At 41.2% G+C, this 18,075-nt stretch carries 20 protein-coding genes and 1 pseudogene; 6 read left to right on the plus strand and 15 right to left on the minus strand.

Annotated elements, in window-relative coordinates; translation table 11 throughout:
• Positions 1-19 precede the first annotated feature (19 nt).
• Together AACL30_RS07620 and glnS are read left to right on the plus strand one after the other, a co-directional pair.
• The gene (locus tag AACL30_RS07620; protein ID WP_339058230.1) at positions 20-154 is read left to right on the plus strand and encodes a hypothetical protein; all 135 of its coding nucleotides are present in this window, start codon (positions 20-22) and stop codon (positions 152-154) included.
• Complete coding sequence (gene glnS / locus AACL30_RS07625) at positions 147-1,817, plus strand: glutamine--tRNA ligase (RefSeq protein WP_339058231.1); 1,671 nt, start codon at positions 147-149, stop codon at positions 1,815-1,817. Before AACL30_RS07620 ends, glnS begins: the two co-directional genes overlap by 8 nt.
• A gap of 153 nt (positions 1,818-1,970) precedes the next feature.
• Here the strand turns inward: glnS and fur are convergent, their stop codons facing one another.
• From fur to AACL30_RS07640, 3 genes are all read right to left on the minus strand, one after another.
• Positions 1,971-2,414, minus strand: a complete 444-nt coding sequence (gene fur, locus AACL30_RS07630) for a ferric iron uptake transcriptional regulator (protein WP_339058232.1) — start codon at positions 2,412-2,414, stop codon at positions 1,971-1,973.
• A 101-nt stretch (positions 2,415-2,515) separates the two neighbouring features.
• Positions 2,516-3,031 carry a flavodoxin FldA gene (gene fldA, locus AACL30_RS07635; protein ID WP_339058233.1) on the minus strand — a complete coding sequence of 172 codons (516 nt, stop codon included), beginning with the start codon at positions 3,029-3,031 and terminating at the stop codon, positions 2,516-2,518.
• A 43-nt stretch (positions 3,032-3,074) separates the two neighbouring features.
• Positions 3,075-3,833, minus strand: a complete 759-nt coding sequence (locus tag AACL30_RS07640) for an alpha/beta fold hydrolase (RefSeq protein WP_339058234.1) — start codon at positions 3,831-3,833, stop codon at positions 3,075-3,077.
• Positions 3,834-4,083: 250 nt separating this feature from the next.
• Here AACL30_RS07640 and AACL30_RS07645 point away from each other — a divergent pair.
• Positions 4,084-4,831: pseudogene (locus tag AACL30_RS07645) on the plus strand (type 2 GTP cyclohydrolase I).
• Here AACL30_RS07645 and AACL30_RS07650 read toward each other — a convergent pair.
• The 10 genes from AACL30_RS07650 to mutY all read right to left on the minus strand — a co-directional run bounded on the left by AACL30_RS07650 (position 4,818) and on the right by mutY (position 12,565).
• Positions 4,818-5,396 (minus strand): type III secretion apparatus protein OrgA/MxiK, encoded by a 579-nt coding sequence (locus tag AACL30_RS07650; protein WP_339058235.1) that lies wholly within the window; start codon positions 5,394-5,396, stop codon positions 4,818-4,820. The pseudogene AACL30_RS07645 and the gene AACL30_RS07650 sit on opposite strands and share 14 nt — an antisense overlap.
• Entirely contained in the window at positions 5,389-6,183 is a 795-nt protein-coding gene (locus tag AACL30_RS07655) for an EscJ/YscJ/HrcJ family type III secretion inner membrane ring protein (RefSeq protein WP_339058236.1), read from the minus strand. The genes AACL30_RS07650 and AACL30_RS07655 overlap by 8 nt, the downstream gene beginning before the upstream one ends.
• 124 nt (positions 6,184-6,307) lie before the next feature.
• On the minus strand, positions 6,308-6,577 hold the full coding sequence (locus AACL30_RS07660) for a hypothetical protein (protein ID WP_339058237.1): 270 nt from the start codon (positions 6,575-6,577) through the stop codon (positions 6,308-6,310).
• A gap of 60 nt (positions 6,578-6,637) precedes the next feature.
• A complete protein-coding gene (locus tag AACL30_RS07665; protein WP_339058238.1) occupies positions 6,638-6,892 on the minus strand; it encodes a hypothetical protein in 255 nt (84 codons plus the stop codon).
• A gap of 20 nt (positions 6,893-6,912) precedes the next feature.
• Positions 6,913-8,109 carry a PrgH/EprH family type III secretion apparatus protein gene (locus AACL30_RS07670; RefSeq protein ID WP_339058239.1) on the minus strand — a complete coding sequence of 399 codons (1,197 nt, stop codon included), beginning with the start codon at positions 8,107-8,109 and terminating at the stop codon, positions 6,913-6,915.
• A gap of 202 nt (positions 8,110-8,311) precedes the next feature.
• Positions 8,312-8,743, minus strand: coding sequence for a type III secretion system invasion protein IagB (gene iagB, locus AACL30_RS07675; protein WP_006707874.1), 432 nt, complete (start codon positions 8,741-8,743; stop codon positions 8,312-8,314).
• Between the two features lie 17 nt (positions 8,744-8,760).
• On the minus strand, positions 8,761-9,624 hold the full coding sequence (locus AACL30_RS07680; RefSeq protein ID WP_339058240.1) for a winged helix-turn-helix domain-containing protein: 864 nt from the start codon (positions 9,622-9,624) through the stop codon (positions 8,761-8,763).
• Between the two features lie 302 nt (positions 9,625-9,926).
• Positions 9,927-11,009: a membrane-bound lytic murein transglycosylase MltC gene (gene mltC / locus AACL30_RS07685; protein ID WP_339058241.1), complete on the minus strand. Its 1,083-nt coding sequence runs from the start codon at positions 11,007-11,009 to the stop codon at positions 9,927-9,929.
• A 215-nt stretch (positions 11,010-11,224) separates the two neighbouring features.
• Positions 11,225-11,500, minus strand: a complete 276-nt coding sequence (locus AACL30_RS07690) for an oxidative damage protection protein (RefSeq protein ID WP_339058242.1) — start codon at positions 11,498-11,500, stop codon at positions 11,225-11,227.
• A 12-nt stretch (positions 11,501-11,512) separates the two neighbouring features.
• Complete coding sequence (gene mutY, locus AACL30_RS07695) at positions 11,513-12,565, minus strand: A/G-specific adenine glycosylase (RefSeq protein WP_339058243.1); 1,053 nt, start codon at positions 12,563-12,565, stop codon at positions 11,513-11,515.
• A 439-nt stretch (positions 12,566-13,004) separates the two neighbouring features.
• On the opposite strand from mutY, the gene trmB reads away from it, so the two are divergent.
• The 3 genes from trmB (at position 13,005) to AACL30_RS07710 (ending at position 15,702) form a co-directional block, all read left to right on the plus strand.
• A complete protein-coding gene (gene trmB, locus AACL30_RS07700; RefSeq protein WP_422389584.1) occupies positions 13,005-13,703 on the plus strand; it encodes a tRNA (guanosine(46)-N7)-methyltransferase TrmB in 699 nt (232 codons plus the stop codon).
• Between the two features lie 62 nt (positions 13,704-13,765).
• Entirely contained in the window at positions 13,766-15,046 is a 1,281-nt protein-coding gene (gene hemL, locus AACL30_RS07705; RefSeq protein WP_339058245.1) for a glutamate-1-semialdehyde 2,1-aminomutase, read from the plus strand.
• Positions 15,047-15,093: 47 nt separating this feature from the next.
• A complete protein-coding gene (locus tag AACL30_RS07710) occupies positions 15,094-15,702 on the plus strand; it encodes a trimeric intracellular cation channel family protein (RefSeq protein WP_339058246.1) in 609 nt (202 codons plus the stop codon).
• A gap of 188 nt (positions 15,703-15,890) precedes the next feature.
• Here AACL30_RS07710 and cysS read toward each other — a convergent pair whose 3' ends face one another.
• Positions 15,891-17,288, minus strand: a complete 1,398-nt coding sequence (gene cysS, locus AACL30_RS07715; RefSeq protein WP_339058247.1) for a cysteine--tRNA ligase — start codon at positions 17,286-17,288, stop codon at positions 15,891-15,893.
• A 324-nt stretch (positions 17,289-17,612) separates the two neighbouring features.
• Positions 17,613-18,065, minus strand: coding sequence for a 50S ribosomal protein L9 (gene rplI / locus AACL30_RS07720; protein WP_339058248.1), 453 nt, complete (start codon positions 18,063-18,065; stop codon positions 17,613-17,615).
• Positions 18,066-18,075 lie beyond the last annotated feature (10 nt).

The following is an 18,075-nucleotide window of genomic DNA, read 5'->3' on the forward strand; positions in this document are numbered from 1 at the left end:
CGATGAGCGTAGATATACCATGAAGGCGAGGGCTCGCAGCCAACAATGCGGCAGCTTCAAAGGCGAAGGGTATAAACAGTTGCCTCCAAAGCCTGCTTGTAAGATCCTATTGGAAATCTATTGGACAAAAAGTGAGGAAACATACAATGAATGAGGCTGAAGCCCGCCCGAATAATTTTATTCGTCAAATTATTGATGAAGATTTAGCCAGTGGTAAGCATAGTGAAATACATACCCGTTTCCCTCCCGAGCCAAATGGCTATTTACATATCGGTCATGCCAAATCTATTTGCTTAAATTTTGGTATCGCGCAAGATTATCAAGGAAAATGTAATCTCCGCTTTGATGATACCAATCCGGAGAAAGAAGAGCTTGAATATATAGAATCCATCAAACGTGATTTACAGTGGCTCGGTTTTTCATGGAGTGGAGAAGTACGTTATTCATCTGATTATTTTGATCAATTGTACCGTTATGCGGTTGAGTTGATAAAAAAGAATTTGGCGTATGTCGATGAGCTTAACGCTGAAGAAATACGTGAATATCGTGGAACTTTGACCACAGCAGGTAAAAATAGTCCATTTCGTGAGCGTAGTATCGAAGAAAACTTGGTGTTGTTTGCAAAAATGCGGGAGGGGGAATTTAGCGAAGGCAGTGCCTGCCTGCGGGCAAAAATCAACATGGCTTCTCCTTTTATGGTAATGCGTGATCCTGTTCTGTATCGCGTCAAATTTGCTGAACACCATCAAACGGGTAACCAATGGTGTATTTATCCTATGTATGATTTTACGCATTGTATTTCTGATGCGCTAGAAGGCATTACCCATTCGCTTTGTACACTTGAATTTCAAGATAATCGGCGTTTGTACGATTGGGTATTAGAACATATTGATATTAATTGCCACCCACGTCAGTACGAATTTTCTCGCTTAAATCTTGAATTTGCCATTATGTCAAAACGCAAACTTAATGTATTAGTGACGGAGAACATCGTAGAAGGTTGGGATGATCCACGCATGCCAACGATTTCAGGTTTGCGTCGTCGTGGCTATACTGCGGCTTCCATTCGTGAATTCTGTCGCCGTATCGGTGTCACCAAGCAAGACAACCAGGTCGAAATGATGTCATTAGAATCTTGTATCCGTGACGAACTGAATGAAAATGCGCCAAGAGCAATGGCGGTATTGGATCCGCTCAAGCTGATTATTGAAAATAGAGAAGCCTGCTTAGAACAGCTTACGCTACCTAATCATCCGAATAACCCACAGATGGGCAGTCGTCAGGTTCCTTTTGATAGTGTGATTTATATCGATCGAGCTGATTTTCGTGAAGAAGCCAATAGACAATACAAACGGTTGGTTCTCGGTAAAGAAGTACGCTTGCGTCATGCCTATATCATTAAAGCAGAACGTGTTGAAAAAGATCTGAACGGCAATATTATCGCTGTTTATTGTAGTTATGACTCAAAGACGCTGAATAAAGATCCAGCCGATGGGCGTAAAGTGAAAGGCGTGATCCACTGGGTTGCCGCCGCCTATGCGGTGCCGGCACAGATCCGTTTATATGATCGTCTTTTTAACGTGCCTAACCCTAGCGCAGTGGATGATTTTATCGCCACAGTAAATCCACAATCACTGATCATCCATCAGGGTTTTGTTGAGCCCAGTTTAGCTACCGCACAGCCTGAGCAATGTTATCAATTTGAACGCGAGGGCTATTTTTGTATCGATAATCAACATTTTCAGGCGGGACAACCGGTGTTTAATCGAACGGTTGGGCTGCGTGATACCTGGCAGGATAAAGCTGGGAAGCAATAGGCTTCTTAACGCCTAGAAATCTCTTGTACTCTCGTTGATATTTAGACTTCTTGCATAACCTACTGCGTGGTGTGAATTCGGTGTTACCCTCATGCGCACTGTGCGCCTATGACTTCACATAACGAGCGACGGTTTTGCAAGCAGTCTAATGAATTACGTATCCTGCACAGATTTACTTTTTGGGCAGTTTTTTGTGGTGCAATTTCCATATAGATGCAGACTGCGATTAGTCAATTTTATACCATGCTGATTGGCAATATCCTGTTGCCGTTTTTCAATAAATTCGTCTCGAAATTCGATTACCTTGCCACAATTTAGGCAGATTAAATGATCGTGATGATGCGGCTGTGTCAGTTCAAAAACCGATTTATTGCCTTCAAAATTGTGGCGAATAACAATTCGAACATCTTCAAATTGATTGAGAACACGGTAGACGGTAGCTAAACCGATTTCTTGATTCATATCGATCAGTTTTTTATAAATGTCTTCTGCGCTAATGTGATGGCAAGTGGGATCCTGTAAAACTTCTAAGATCTTCAACCTTGGATGCGTCACCTTGAGACCCATCTTTTTTAGTGCGGTATTATTGTCGATCATGCAGATTTAATCCTATTATACCCTTCGCCTTTGAAGCCGCCGCCTTGCCGTAACTCGAAATTCATTGGGTATACATCCTAAGGCGCTAAAGGGAAAGTTTTTTATAAAGAGAGTTCTTCACTAATTTGTTTTACCCACTTATCTACACGTATTTCAGTGAGCTCTGGTTGGCGATCTTCATCAATAGCCAGACCAACAAAACAGTGCTTGTCATCTGTCAACGCTTTAGACGCTTCAAAATGATAGCCCTCTGTTGGCCAGTGCCCAATAATAGTGGCGCCACGAGCTTCGACGATATCACGTACTGTACCCATGGCATCACAAAAATATTCGGCGTAATCTTCTTGATCACCACAGCCGAACAGTGCCACTAATTTTCCTGCAAAATCGATTTCTGCTAATGTTGGAAAAAAATCATCCCAATCACACTGGGCTTCGCCGTAATACCAGGTAGGAATGCCAAGCAGCAGAATATCAAATTTTTCTAAATCTTCTCTGCTACTTTTGGCAATGTCATACACCTCAGCACAGTCTTTTCCCAATTGGGCTTGAATCATATTAGCAATATTTTCTGTATTGCCAGTGTCACTGCCAAAAAAGATACCCACGATTGCCATAACTGTTTGTATACCCTATTAATTTTTACCACTTATTTTGATTTCAGATAAATCGCCGAATAGCGGCTAACACCATCGCCGTTTTTTCTGCATGAACCGCATGACCGGCCTGCGAAATAGTCTCGATATACGCTTGTGGAAACTGTGCGGTTATACTGGCGCGATGGCTATCCTGAATATAGCACGACAGTTCACCGCGAATAAACAAAACAGGATCTGGCCACAAAGGGATAGCTTGCCAAGCTGCAATATTCTCGTATTGATCACAGAGAATATCGACATCAAAACACCATTTTCCCTCTTTGAATGATTTTAGTAAAAAATAGATGATTGCTTCTTCTGATATAAATTGACGCATCAACCCCGCTGCGGCAGGGCGATGCACAATACCTTGCTGAGTGACCGCTTTCAGAGCGGCAAATATCGCGTCATGACGGTGGATCTCGTAGGCCACTGGCGCAATATCAATCACGATCACTTTTTCAATCTGTTGTGGGGCAAGAGCCGTCATCGCCATCGCGACTTTTCCCCCCATAGAATGGCCAATAATGATCGCTTTTTCTATTTGTAATCTGGCGAGTAGCGCTAATACATCTTGCGCCATCACTGAATAATTCATTTGTTGTGAACGGGGTGAAAGCCCATGGTTGCGTAAGTCCAGCAGTATCACACTGTGATTTTTTTGTAGATCTCGCGCTAACATCCCAAGATTATCGAGATTACCAAACAGACCGTGTATTAACACAATCGGGGTTTTAGCTTCAGTCGTCAGGCTGTTATTTAAACGAAAATTTAATTTCATTGCAAAGTTCATTAATAACCAAGAGTAGGATAATAGGATATCATGAGTAAGCAAATTGTGCTGTCAGCAGCTTATTAGACCTCTTTCCAAACCTACTACGTGACGCGAATCCTGCGTTGCCCGGTGCTCGCAATCCTCATGTATTTATAGCAACGAAGGTTGCTGTGCGCCGGGCGCCTTGACTTCGCATAACGAACTACGGTTTGGAAAGAGGTCTATTGAAGTCTTTTGTCAAAAAAGGGTTATCTCGATGAAGAACACTGAACTGGAAAAAATTATTAACAATCTGCTCAATATCCAAAATTTTCAAGATTATGCTCCTAATGGTTTACAAGTGGAAGGCCAGTCAAAAGTTGAACGTATTGTTACCGGTGTTACTGCAAGTCAAGCATTACTTGATCAGGCCATAGAAAAGGGGGCTGATACCATCTTAGTTCATCATGGTTATTTTTGGAAAAATGAGCCAGTGGTGATACGGGGTATGAAACGTAAGCGTTTAAACACATTACTAACGCACAATATTAATCTTTATGCTTACCATTTACCGCTTGATGCTCATCCAGACCTCGGCAATAACGCACAACTGGCTAAACTGATTGGGATTAAGGTATTGGGAAACATTGAACCGTTATTACCCTATGGCGAATTTGAAAAATCAGTTGATGCGGTTGTTTTTCGCAAACGTCTAGAAAAATTGCTCGGGCGAGAGGTGATACATTGTGGTGATCCTAGCGTTGTTAAGGTAAAAAAACTCGCTTGGTGTACCGGCGGAGGACAAGGCTATATTCAACAGGCCGCTGAATTTGGTGTCGATGCTTTTATTAGCGGCGAAATTTCTGAACAGACCACCCACCCATATTGCCAGGGAAATGGGGCTGAATTTCTATGCAGCAGGGCACCATGCAACCGAACGTTATGGTATTAAAGCGTTAGGAGAATGGCTTGCCAAGCATCATCAATGTGATGTTACTTTTATTGATTTGCCTAATCCAGCATAAAAGGATCTTCAAGCGCATGCGGATATTTTTTAACATGCTGCATTGCCAGGGTAATCAGCAGCGCATTTGAGTCAATGCTTTTACCCTTCTGCACCATGCTGTCGATGTCAGGTGGAAATAACAACAGAATGCGTTGCCTTAGTGATCGAGGGAGCTGATCATGCCAAAGCCCCATTTCACGGGCACCATCTGCCAGCAGTTGGATAAAATTAACGTGCTGATTGATCTGGCAAGGTAACGCGGCCACCAAGTTAAGTTTGGCAAATTGTTGTATCCAAGCCGGAAAACGTTGCAATACCCCTTGACGGGATAAAATAGCGCGATGTCGCTGACAGGCAATAAGAAAACTGATTTGCGGCAAATAATGCCATCGTGCGATCAACTGCTGAGTAAACCCTACGATAAGTGGCTGCTCAGTGCTCAAGTGATATTGATTGATTAGCATATCATTGAGCAGGGAGCGAGATTTCTCCCCACGCAATAATGACGGTAATTTAAATCGCGCCGGGTGGATATAAGACACAGGGTCGAATAGTATTCGATCAAGTGGTGTTACCTTAAGCATGATGCTGCTCCTGGTTACCATTCACCAATTTCTGCGGCATGACTTTTTTTCCAGCTGTTGTTTTTGTTGGTAATAATTTTTTCTTCCGCGCCACCATGATAGCCATCAGCCCAACAAAAAGTATCATTAGCACCATCAAAAGATAATAAACACCGCTGTAACTACTTTGTTCTTTTTTGCCATTCATCGGTGCTTGATGTTGGATCATCGAGCGTTTCGATAACACCACCGAAATATTGTCATAGTCGACGTCATGAAAACTGTTTTTCAAAAACCGTTTGACATCCCCTATTAATAAATTCGGGTCAATCTCTTGATCATAGGTAACAACAGTGGTCATGTGTATCGGCACCACTTTGCGCCCCCCTTCGCCTGAATCTAAATCATAGCTGACATGAACACGGGCGGTCACAACGCCATTCATGGTTTGTAACGACTGTTCCAGCCGTTGTTCTATCCCTGAATATAAGCGCGCTTTTTCTTCTCGAGGCGATGAAATTAATGAATCACTGGGAAACATTTGCGCTATTTCCATACGGGGTTTCGATGGAAGGTTATACATTTTAATTAAATCCACCGCGGCGACAAAATCAATGGGCGCGACGGTAATACTGTAACCACTTTTCGCATTATCGATTTTTTTCGCTTCGATATTATTACGCTGTAATAACGCCGAAACTTCATTCGCTTGTTGTTGATCTAAATCTTTTAATAAATCCTGCTGCTTACATGCCACTAATAGCAAAATAAGCGCAGGAATAAAAATACATCGCGGTAGCTTTATCATAAATGTAATCGACCTTGACTGTTATTAAGTAAATTCATTATTAAATCCATCTAATCAATAGATATTGCTAAAAAATAAATAGAGTAGGGCGAAACGCCCTGGTTTTTTTATTTTTATTGTAGGGCTATCTACCGATATGGTTAATGGGTGTCATATTGATGGTATTATTGGTCTTTAATGCTGTTGATAAAGCCGTTGCCAGTGCTTGAAAACGATTCATTTGTTCACTTAACGCCACAGCGGAACCGGGGCTACCATTTTCATCAAATTTTGCCCTCGCTGCTGCCACGCTATCGCTTAACGTTGTGATTGAAGGCGCTAATGCGGCCACAATATCATCTGAATTAATACCATTAAATTCCGTTGAATTAATAGAGGCTATTTTTTCATTCATATTATTTCTTCTTAGGTTAAAAAATTGATGTAATAAATATAAATAGAATTTGTACTTTATTTATCTCAATGTACCCATTGAACTTTCAACCACCTTTCTGCTGGCAGAAGCGTGATTCGTTATAACATTTATCATCGCTTGTAGATGATTATGAGCCTGGGTATAAGCAGCGACAGCCCCTGGACTAGCGTCTTTCTCCAATTCTGTCAGAGCTTTTTTTGCAGCTTTGTCCGCGTCTTCCAAAGGCTTTTTCATGTTATCTGTCTTACTAAAATCCAGAGACTCTACGATCGGCATATATATTCTGTCTGCCATTTTATTTTCCTCAAATGTATTTACAAAGGTTTAGGAAAGTACCAATAACCGGGGGAAACCTTTATATACCCCTGATCACCGTATTTAAATGATTTGCCTTTGAGCCAATCATCTTTTAATTCAACTGAAAATTTCACATAGTGTTCGCCCCAGGCTTGGGTGTAATGGGTGACAAAACTGCGCAATTGTTGTAATTGGCTATCATCCAACGCCCCTTGAATAACAAAGGTGACACTACTGCCGTTATCATGACGTGTATAAGGCACCGCCATTTTTTTAATGCCTGATTCCGCTTGATACACTACCTCTTTATCGCTAATCGACAATAATTGGCTTTGCTGTGCATAAGGGATCTGTTGATTTAATGCTTTAATTAGTTGTGTGCGCTGATCATCATTGAGCTCAGTGCGCTCTTTGCTGATTAATACTTTGGGTGACCGCGGCGTTTCTATTCTGATACGGTGGTATTTAACCTTTGACCAATTTTCCGAAAGCCATAATCCTATACGCTTTTCTTCTTGTTGCACGCTGAGTACACGGACTTGTTGTGTTGAATTAAAGCGGATTAACGCTTGCCGTGCCCAAGCCATCTCTTTGTCATTGTTGGCGAGAATATAAATCCAACCATCATGACCGGGTAAAATTTGATATTTTCCTTCGCTATCACCGAGCAATGATGACAGTTCTTTCGTTTGCTGCTGATCATCTGCCTTTTTTATTTGGGCGATACTCAATGCGGTCATTAAAGTGAAGACACCGACAGCACCCCACAGCAGCAACCGTGCTTTTTTCGCTAACCGCCGCGGCTTTGGCGCAACCTTTTTTTGTACCGGATAGGCTAGGATCTCTGATACCCACGGGGTATTGATGGCTTTAATCGAGAAAGCTAATTGGCCTACTTTCACTATTTTATTAAATACCACCGCGGTTGGATTATTTTTTTCCGTTTCACTTTCACTATGCAGTGGCTGTAAAAAGACGTTATTTTCTTCATTTACCTGAATTTCAAAATTAGTTCCCTCTGAAGTGACAGGAATAAAAATAGTATTTTCAGGAAAAGTGGGCAAATGGGTTTGGTTTAAAACATCCGATTCTTTCCCAACAATAAATAATGTTTTACCGTTACCCAATTCGAATTCACAACCTTTTAATATTCCATTAAGCAGGCGAATAATAATCTGTGGTGCAACGGATTTTGTTTTTATTTCTCTGTGCATAATTGTTTATTACTTTATTTAAATTGGCTGTAAAATATAATTAGGTAAACAGTAGAAAGAGAGATTAACAAAGATAAATTGTCACATCCTGATGATAATCTCATCAATTATCCTTTTTTCATCATATTTGATGATATTGATTCGGGGATTTATTATTAAAATAATACTTTGAATGATTTAAATTTAGAAATAGAGCGTTGATTTATTTGTTATAAGTCTTCCAGACTTTACGTGCGTAACGCATTCTTAAATCGCGACGTGATTTATGTAATCCAGCATTATAAGCACCAACCGCTTCCCAAGAATAACCATACACTTTCATCATGTCAGAGAGAATAGAAGCACCCACCATGATCGATATACAGGGATCTTCTTTCATTTTTTTAGCATCGATGCCTAATTTTTTTAAACGCGGAAAATGACTACTATTAATTTGCATTAAACCAACATCATGGGTGCCATTATTATTACGTCCGACGGCATTAGGCTTCATGCCTGATTCAACTTGTGCAATGGCTTTAAGTAATTTTGCTTCAATGCCAAAACTTTTTTCTGCTTTTTTCCAACAACTGGCCTGAGCGAAAGGGCTTATTACTAATAAAATGAATGTCGTTAAATAAACAGATAATCTCATGTATTTTAACCTCTTATTTAGCTAGCGATATTTAATGTAGTCATTGATGTGTTGTTAACTACAGGGGAATAAAATGACGTTGTTTTAACCTTGGATGATGTTTGATATTGCAGGGGTACGGGGATCCTTTTTTTAGGATCTCGCTGTTTTTGTTTTAAGCAAGGAATATAATGCGGTAAAAAAGTATCAAGCACATATTGTAAATTTAAACAGCTAAAATTAATGTTATCTTCAAGATCAACACTTTCTCTGTATACAATCGCATGATCATGGGTCTGCACCAACTCAAGGCGTAAAAATGGTTTAGCACTATGCGTTATCATCGTACCCGCCAAATAATAATCCGGCTTTGTTTTATCTAATAAAGTCACGATATCATCATAATCTTTACAGTTATTAGTCAGTATTGACGGCAAAATATTAAGACCTGAAAGCGTATATTTCGATAATTCTTGCATTAAAAAATCGTGCATGATTGATGAATCAACCGGATTATCCATTTTAAAAGGTAAAATGGCGAGTAGGGTTTTGGATTTATTGTTTGTTTCTGGAGATACTTTTTTCACAGGACAAATAAAACGATAACCCTTACCATATACTGTATCGATATAACGGTTTTCTTTATTTTCATGCAGCCTACGACGTAATATATAAATACAGCGTGTTAAAGATTCTTCAGCAACGAAGCTACCATGCCATACTTTTTCTAGAATTTCGTCTTTAGAAATTAATTCGCCTTTGGAGTTTAATAATAACATTAACACCGCTAATTCTTTAGGCGGTAAGTTAGTTCTTTTATCTTTATAATAAAGTGCACCGTCTTTTCTTAAAATAAACTCACCAAAAACATACTGTTCAACATCAGATAATAATTTATTCATGCAATATTAACTCTTTATTTAATTAGTTTAAATTTATTAAGTGATATCCACTAATAGAAATTTTGAGCGGAACCGATAAGTATATTCAATAACAAGTTTGTTAAATTAATAACGGCTTAGTCTAGAAAGAAATATAAAATTATTATTTTATTTTAAATAACGCCCCTCTAAACAACAGGTGCTATCTTAATCACTTATTAGTAAAATAATGTATAGCCGTTGTAAAAATGGCGAAATATGAAAGCTATTTATTTATGAAATATAAGTAGTTATTACTTGTCTGCAAAAAAAATGTATAGATATTAAGGTCGCCGGTAATTTTTTTGAGCATCATTGACTTTTATTAAATAGCGACGTGCTTCTTTGGCGGGGTGTTGACTAATTAATTTTTGGAATACAGCATTAGGCTCCATGCTATTAATAATGCTAACCGCTCGGTTTCTATCATTAGAAAATAAACGTAATACACTGCCGGCTCCACCATTATAAGCGCTTATCATCGCATAACGTCGAGAGGCACTATTCTGAATTCCGGCAAGATAACTGTTTTTTAAAAGAGATAAATAGGCAGCACCTGTATCAATGTTATTTTCTGGATCAAAGAGATAACGCTGACTTGGCTTACCCCCTTTTCCTTTCATTTTAAATACATCTTTTCCTGCCGAATGGGGCAGGATTTGCATTAAACCTATCGCGTTAGAATTACTAATAGCGTAAGGATTAAAACTTGATTCAATCTGCATGATCGCTAATATCAAGGATTCTTCGATACTATATTTTGCGGCGGCTTGGCGTATTAACGGTAAATAGAGATGTGATCGTTTATCGAGATGGTTAGGTACAAAGCGTAAGCTAATAAACCAAATAACCTGTGAGCCAGAGACACGTTTTTGTATTTTATTCTGCAGTAAATAATCAGCAAAATGACTGGCACGCCATTCCCAGCGAATAGGCTGGCCGCTGTTATCTAATACCTGTCCATACAAAAAAGGCTCTTGGCTGATTTGAATATCATTAACGTCTGAATAGAGATCAACCGAGTTGGCATCGTCCCCCATTAACAGGGTCGCGATAATAGTTTGACGCAAATGTGCAGCAGGATTATTGGTCGCGATAGTTTCAAAAGTGATGGTTCCCGCATCAAAATTAATATGACTGCGAGTTCGATATTGCTCGGTGTATTTCACATAGTCTTTTGGGCCGGCGATTAATATTTCATTTAATCCCCAAAGCTGTTCGATATTATGCGCAAATTGTCCCATTAAAATATCAAAGCTCTTGGTGTCTTTAATTAAAATTTCATTATTAACCTGTTTTTTTTCACTATCACTAGAACAGGAAACAAGCAGTGGAGCCATCACAAGCAAAACTAACGTTTTATTCATTTTATATTAGCCATTTTATCATTTTGAACATGCATTTCTCCCCTTATAGCTACGGTTTTGCAAGCAATAGACCTCTTTAGAAACCGTAGCGAGTGATACGAAGTCAAGGCGCCCGGCGCACAGCAACCGGAGTGTACTGAAGTACATGAGGATTGCGCGCACCGGGCAACGCAGGATTCGCATCACGCAGTAGGTTTCGAAAGAGGTCTAATCTATTACTGACCCGATGGTTTATATCCTGCGATATCTATATTCTTACCTTCAAATAAAAAATTTATCATTTTTTGTTCGAGAAATTGACGATGTTCAGCGTTCATCGTGCTAAGTTTATTTTCATTAATTAGCATAGTTTGTTTTGTCATCCATTGTGACCAGGCTTCTTTAGAAATTTCATTATAGATACGTTTACCCAGTTCTCCCGGATAAAGTTGGAAATCTTGTTGTTCGGCTTCTTTTTTTAAAAATTGGCAAAAAATAAGGGATTTCTTCATGTTAAATCTTCTTTAAGTTGAATTATCAGTTAACTGCTGTAAGAGACGTTCGACCGGCGCCGCAAGACCGATTAACGGCGGCTGTACTAAGTTATACCAGAGACCGGCTCCCTCATCCATGCAGCCGCTAACCGGCATGTTATACAACCAATAAGGAATGATATCTAAGTGAAAATGGCTAAAAGTGTGACGAAAAGTATTTAGCTGACATAAATCACTGTCTTTAATACCACGTTGCTCTAACCATAACAGCAGCTCTTCATAATGACTAAATTGAGGGAAAGAAAATAATCCGCCCCATAAACCTACCGGAGGGCGCTGCTCCAACCACACTTGTGTATCCCGCTGCATTAATAAAAAATACGCGGTTTTTTGGGGTAACTGCTGCCCCGTTTTTTTACCGGGATATTGATGCCAACTGTGGTTAACGTAAGCCAAACAATCAGCATTGAGAGGACATAAGGTACATTTTGGTTGTGATCGAAGACAGATTGTCGCGCCTAAATCCATCATCGCTTGATTGAACTGTCCGACGTAACGGGTAGGCGTCACCTCCTCACTCAGCTGCCATAAGCGTTGTTCGACCTCTTTTTTACCCGGCCAGCCGGCTACTGCATAATAACGCGCTAATACACGTTTAACATTACCATCGAGGATGGGGAAACATTGCCCTAGTGCTAGCGATAAAATCGCACCAGCGGTAGAGCGGCCAATACCGGGCAATGCCACAATCTGCTCAAAAGTGGTGGGGAATATTCCATGGTGTTGGTTGACGATAATTTGTGCCGATTTGTGTAAATTTCGGGCACGGGCATAATAGCCAAGGCCGGTCCATAAATGCAGCACTTCATCTAATGGTGCGGCGGCCAGCGAAGCAATATTAGGGAAACGAGTAATAAAACGTTGGAAGTAAGGAATGACGGTTGTCACCTGTGTTTGTTGCAACATTATTTCCGATAGCCATACTGGATAGGCCGTTTGATACTGTTGCCAAGGTAATGTTTTGCGCCCATGGTGTTGATACCATTCAAGCACCTGTTGCCGAAATTGTTGCGTTTGTATCATAAGTCTTCATTTAATATTGAACTGTACGCCCTTCAAATCGCCTAGTGGCGGCTTCAAAGGTGAAGGGTATATACCCAATGAATTTCGAGTTACGGCAAGGCGGCAATCAATCGAATCCCAGGAGTGTACAGATAGTACATGACAGAGGATGAGTGATCGCTGCCAACGCCGCCGTAACTTGAAAGACGAAGGGTATAAATAAATTGGCTGAAGATTGCAGCATAGCGTAGTAAAACGGTAAACTGAAACATTCGTTAATAGCTAGAACCTTTTATGATGAATAATATAATAGACTTCTTTCCAAACCTACTACGTGACGCGAATTCTGCGTTTCCCGGTGCGTGCAATCCTCATGTACTTTATGTACATTCCGGTTGCTGTGCTCCGGGCGCCTTAACTCCGCATAACTCGCTACAGTTTGGAAAGAGGTCTAATAGCCATGCAGGCTAATGAAAATAGTCGCACTTTGCGACCAATTCGTAGTTTTGTTCGCCGTCAGGGAAGATTAACCAAAGGGCAACAGTTAGCACTGGATAACTATTGGCCATCGATGGGATTGGATTACCAATCGACCCCCATTAACCTTGAAACCCTGTTTGCGCAAGCAGCGCCATTAACCTTAGAAATTGGCTTCGGCATGGGAGCATCATTGGTGGCAATGGCCGCCAACGCGCCACAGCAAAATTTTCTGGGTATTGAAGTCCATTTACCGGGTGTAGGGGCTTGTCTAGCAACAGCAACGGCAAGCAAGTTAACTAATTTACGCCTCATTTGCCATGATGCACTTGAAGTGTTGACCAATATGCTGCCAGATGATTCTCTTGATAAGCTGCAGTTATTTTTTCCCGATCCTTGGCATAAATTACGCCATAACAAACGACGTATCGTGCAGCCGCCTTTTGTTGAATTAGTCAAGAAAAAGTTAAAAATAGAGGGAATATTTCATATGGCAACGGATTGGCAACCTTACGCCAAACACATGCTGGCCGTCATGTCAGCAGCTAAGGGGTATCATAATCTTTCAAGCCATAATGATTACGTTCCACGCCCTGATTCTCGCCCAATAACCAAATTTGAATCACGTGGCCAACGTCTAGGGCATGGTGTTTGGGATCTTATGTTTGTGCGCCAAGAATAGACTCTTATAAAACCGTCGTTCGTTATGTGCAGTCTACTCATTTTTCTCTTCGGGAACTCAGAATGAATAAATCTGAAAGTCTTTATCAACAGGCACAACAGTTCATTCCTGGTGGGGTCAACTCACCGGTGCGCGCGTTTAGTGCGGTGGGAGGAAAACCATTATTTATTAAACGCGCTGAAGGGGCTTATTTATACGATGTCGATGATAAAGAATACATTGATTACGTTGGCTCATGGGGTTCCATGGTGCTGGGGCACAATCATCCTGTTATTCGTGACGCTGTGATTAAAGCGGCTCAGCAAGGCTTAAGCTTCGGCGCACCGACTGAAATTGAAGTCAAAATGGCAGAGTTGATCACGAAAAAGGTACCCAGTATGCAGATGGTGCGGATGGTTAATTCAGGTACTGAAGCCACTATGAGCGCTATTCGATTGGCACGTGGTTATACTCAGCGTGATAAAGTCATCAAATTTGAGGGCTGTTATCACGGCCATGTCGATTCTTTACTGGTCAAAGCAGGCTCTGGCGCGTTAACCCTTGGGCAACCCAGTACCTTGGGTGTCCCGGCTGATTTTGCTAAACATACGCTTAATTGTACCTATAATGATTTGATGTCGGTACAAGAAGTATTTGAGCGATATCCTGATCAGGTAGCTTGCATTATCGTTGAGCCGGTTGCAGGGAATATGAACTGTGTGTTACCTGTCGAGGGTTTTTTGTCTGGTTTACGTGTTTTATGTGATCAATTTGGTGCCTTGTTAATTATCGATGAAGTGATGACCGGATTTCGGGTCGCATTAGGGGGAGCACAAGCCTATTATAATGTAGATCCGGATCTCACCTGTTTGGGGAAAATTATCGGGGGAGGTTTACCGGTAGGGGCATTCGGTGGAAAAGCTGAAATAATGAGGAAACTCGCCCCTAGTGGTTCCGTTTACCAAGCTGGCACCCTGTCTGGTAATCCTATCGCCATGGCGGCGGGTGTTGCCTGCTTGCAGGAGTTATCTAAGGATGGCGTTTATCACAGGTTAACAGAACTAACGGATAAATTGGCTCAAGATCTTTGCGCTGTGGCTAAAAGAAAAAATATTCCACTGGTTGTCAACCACATTGGTGGTATGTTTGGTTTGTTTTTTACCAAACGTGAAAAAATCACCTGTTATGCCGATGTCATCTCCTGCGATACTGAATGTTTTAAACGTTTCTTTCGTTTCATGTTGGCTGAAGGGATTTATCTCGCCCCTTCAGCCTTTGAAAGCGGTTTTATGTCGCTCGCCCACAGTAATGAAGACCTAACAAAAACGCTAGCAGCAGCGGAGCGCTGTTTTGCCAAACTCTAAAGATGCCCCTTGAGCTTAGCGCCTATACCCAATGAATGTGAGTGATTATGCTACTTAGCATCCTTTATATTATCGGCATCACTGCAGAAGCCATGACCGGAGCACTGGCTGCCGGTCGACGCCAGATGGATACTTTTGGCGTCATTATTATTGCTTCGGTGACCGCGATAGGAGGGGGATCGGTGAGAGATATATTGTTGGGGCATTATCCATTAACCTGGGTTCAGCATCCTAAATATATTGTTATTGTCGCCATCGCAGCCATAGTCACCACCTGGGTGGCACCATTCATGAAACATTTACGCCCCGTATTTTTGGTACTGGATGCCGTCGGACTGATTGTATTTTCGATCATTGGTGCACAGATCGCGCTGGATATGCAGCACAGCGCGATTATTGCGGCTATCTCCGCGGTGATAACGGGCGTTTTTGGTGGCGTATTACGTGATATGTTTTGTAATTGCATCCCTTTAGTATTTCAAAAGGAAATTTATGCCGGCATTTCTTTTGCGGCCGCTTGGATTTACATTGCATTACAACAAACCCCTTTATCACATAACTGGGTAGTCATTATTACTTTACTGGTAGGGCTAAGTGCTCGATTACTCGCGTTACGTTTTCGTTTAGGGTTGCCTGTTTTTAAATATGAACAATAACGCATTAGCCTGTTAGAAATCTCTTGTGCTCGCTGATAATTTAGACTTCTTGCAAAACCGTAGTTCGTTATATGAAGTCAAGGCGCACGGCGCACAGCAACCTTCGTTGACACAAGTACATGAGGATTGCGAGCACCGCGCAACGCAGAATTCACACCACGCAGTAGGTTTTGCAGGAATTCTATTTTTTACTTACGTCTCCACGTGGTACCTTGTGGCCCATCTTCTAATGTAATTTTCATTTCATTCAGCTGATGCCTTGCTTCATCTGCTAGCACCCAATTTTTTTGCTGGCGGGCAGTATTACGCTGTTCAATCAAGGCTTCAATTTTAGCGATTTCAGTATCTTTAGCGATTTCGCTATGATTGACAGCTTGCAGAAAATGCTCAGGATTTTGCGTCAATAAGCCAAGAACTTGCGCCATTGATCGCAAGGTTGCCGCTAAACCACTTGCAGCAGCGTTATCTTCTGTTTTCAGTCGATTAACTTCACGTGCGATATCAAACAACACAGCACAAGCCTCTGGTGTATTAAAATCATCATCCATTGCATCACGGAAACGTTTTTCAAAATTTTCTCCCGCCGCAGCAGCGCTAGCCGTCTCATCGGTGCCTCGTAAAGCAATATACAAACGTTCAAGAGCAATACGTGATTGCCGTAGATTTTCTTCACTGTAATCAAGTTGGCTGCGATAATGAGCAGACATAAGGAAGTAGCGCACCGTTTCCGCATCATAGTGATCGAGGAGATCGCGGATAGTAAAAAAATTATTTAGCGATTTCGACATTTTATTCTTTTCAACCATCACCATTCCGGTGTGCATCCAATAATTGACATAAGGATCACCGTGGGCACAAGTTGATTGAGCGATTTCATTTTCATGATGGGGAAACAATAAATCGGAGCCACCGCCATGGATATCAAAATGTCGGCCTAATTGTTTAGCATTCATCGCTGAACATTCTATATGCCACCCTGGCCGCCCCGCTCCCCAAGGCGAATCCCAGCTCGGATCGCCTGGCAAAGCGCGTTTCCACAACACAAAATCCATTGGATCTTCTTTACCATCAGCGATCGCGACTCGTGCGCCTGCTTGTAAATGCTCTAGATTTTGCCGAGAAAGCAATCCATAATTCGGCGCACTTTTCACCGCAAAAACCACATCACCATCTGCGGCAATGTAGGCATGTTTTCCTTCAATCAATTTTTTAATCAGCGCAATAATTTCTGTAATGTGAGCAGTGGCTTGAGGCTCCTCATTCGGGCGTAATATGTTCAACGCATCAAAATCACGATACATTTCTATCATCATGCGTTCGGTCAACTGTTGACAGGTTTCATTATTTTCTGCTGCCCTTTTGATTATTTTGTCATCAATATCAGTGATATTGCGAACATAGGTTAAATCGTAATCCAAATAACGCAGATAACGCACAATAACATCGAAAGCGACGAAAGTACGTCCATGGCCAATATGACACAAGTCATAGACAGTAATACCGCACACATACATGCCTATTTTTCCTGCATCAATAGGCCGAAATATTTCTTTTTGGCGGCTCAGAGTATTAAAAATTTTTAGCATGATAATATTCCGTGGTTTTTCTATCCCACTTGATGGCTGCACAGTGGCCTGTATACCCACAGCTAACAACGCGGCGGCTTCAAAGGCGAAGGGTATTATACCCAATGAATTTCGAGTTACGGCAAGGCGGCAATCAATCGAATCCCAGGAGTGTACAGGCAGTACATGACAGAGGATGAGAGATCGCTGCCAACGCCGTCGTAACTTGAAAGGCAAGGGGTATTACCCGATTCAGGAAGATCACATAAGCACTACGATAAAAAAGTAAAAAGCCAGCATAAGGCTGGCATTTTATTTGATCAACACATTAATGTAGAAAAAGTGTTAAGCGCCTTCCACCACAACGACACTTAATTTAGCAGTGACTTCTCGGTGTATATTGCAGTGAATTTCATGTTCACCTAAGGTACGTAAACCCCCTTTAGGTAAATTAATTTCTTTCTTGTCCAGATCAATCCCTGCTTCTTTTACTGCGGCAATGATGTCGCTACTACTGATAGAGCCAAACAATTTACCTTCATTGCCTGCTTTCGCAAACAGAGTAACCGTTTGTAATTCGTTAATTTTGATTGCACGAACTTCAGAGGCTTTCAAGATCTCATCCGCTTGTTTTTGACGTGCACTCAGATTTTCTTTAAGTAACTCGATGTTCTTCTTATTTGCTGGCTCAGCTTTGTTTTGCGGAAATAAAAAATTACGTGCATAACCCGCCGCTACATCGACGATATCACCCAGCTTTCCTAATTTTTCTACTTTTTCAAGCAAAATAACGCGCATGACTTTATCC

The sequence above is a fragment of the Candidatus Regiella endosymbiont of Tuberolachnus salignus genome (genome assembly GCF_964020115.1).
Classification (GTDB): domain Bacteria; phylum Pseudomonadota; class Gammaproteobacteria; order Enterobacterales; family Enterobacteriaceae; genus Regiella; species Regiella insecticola.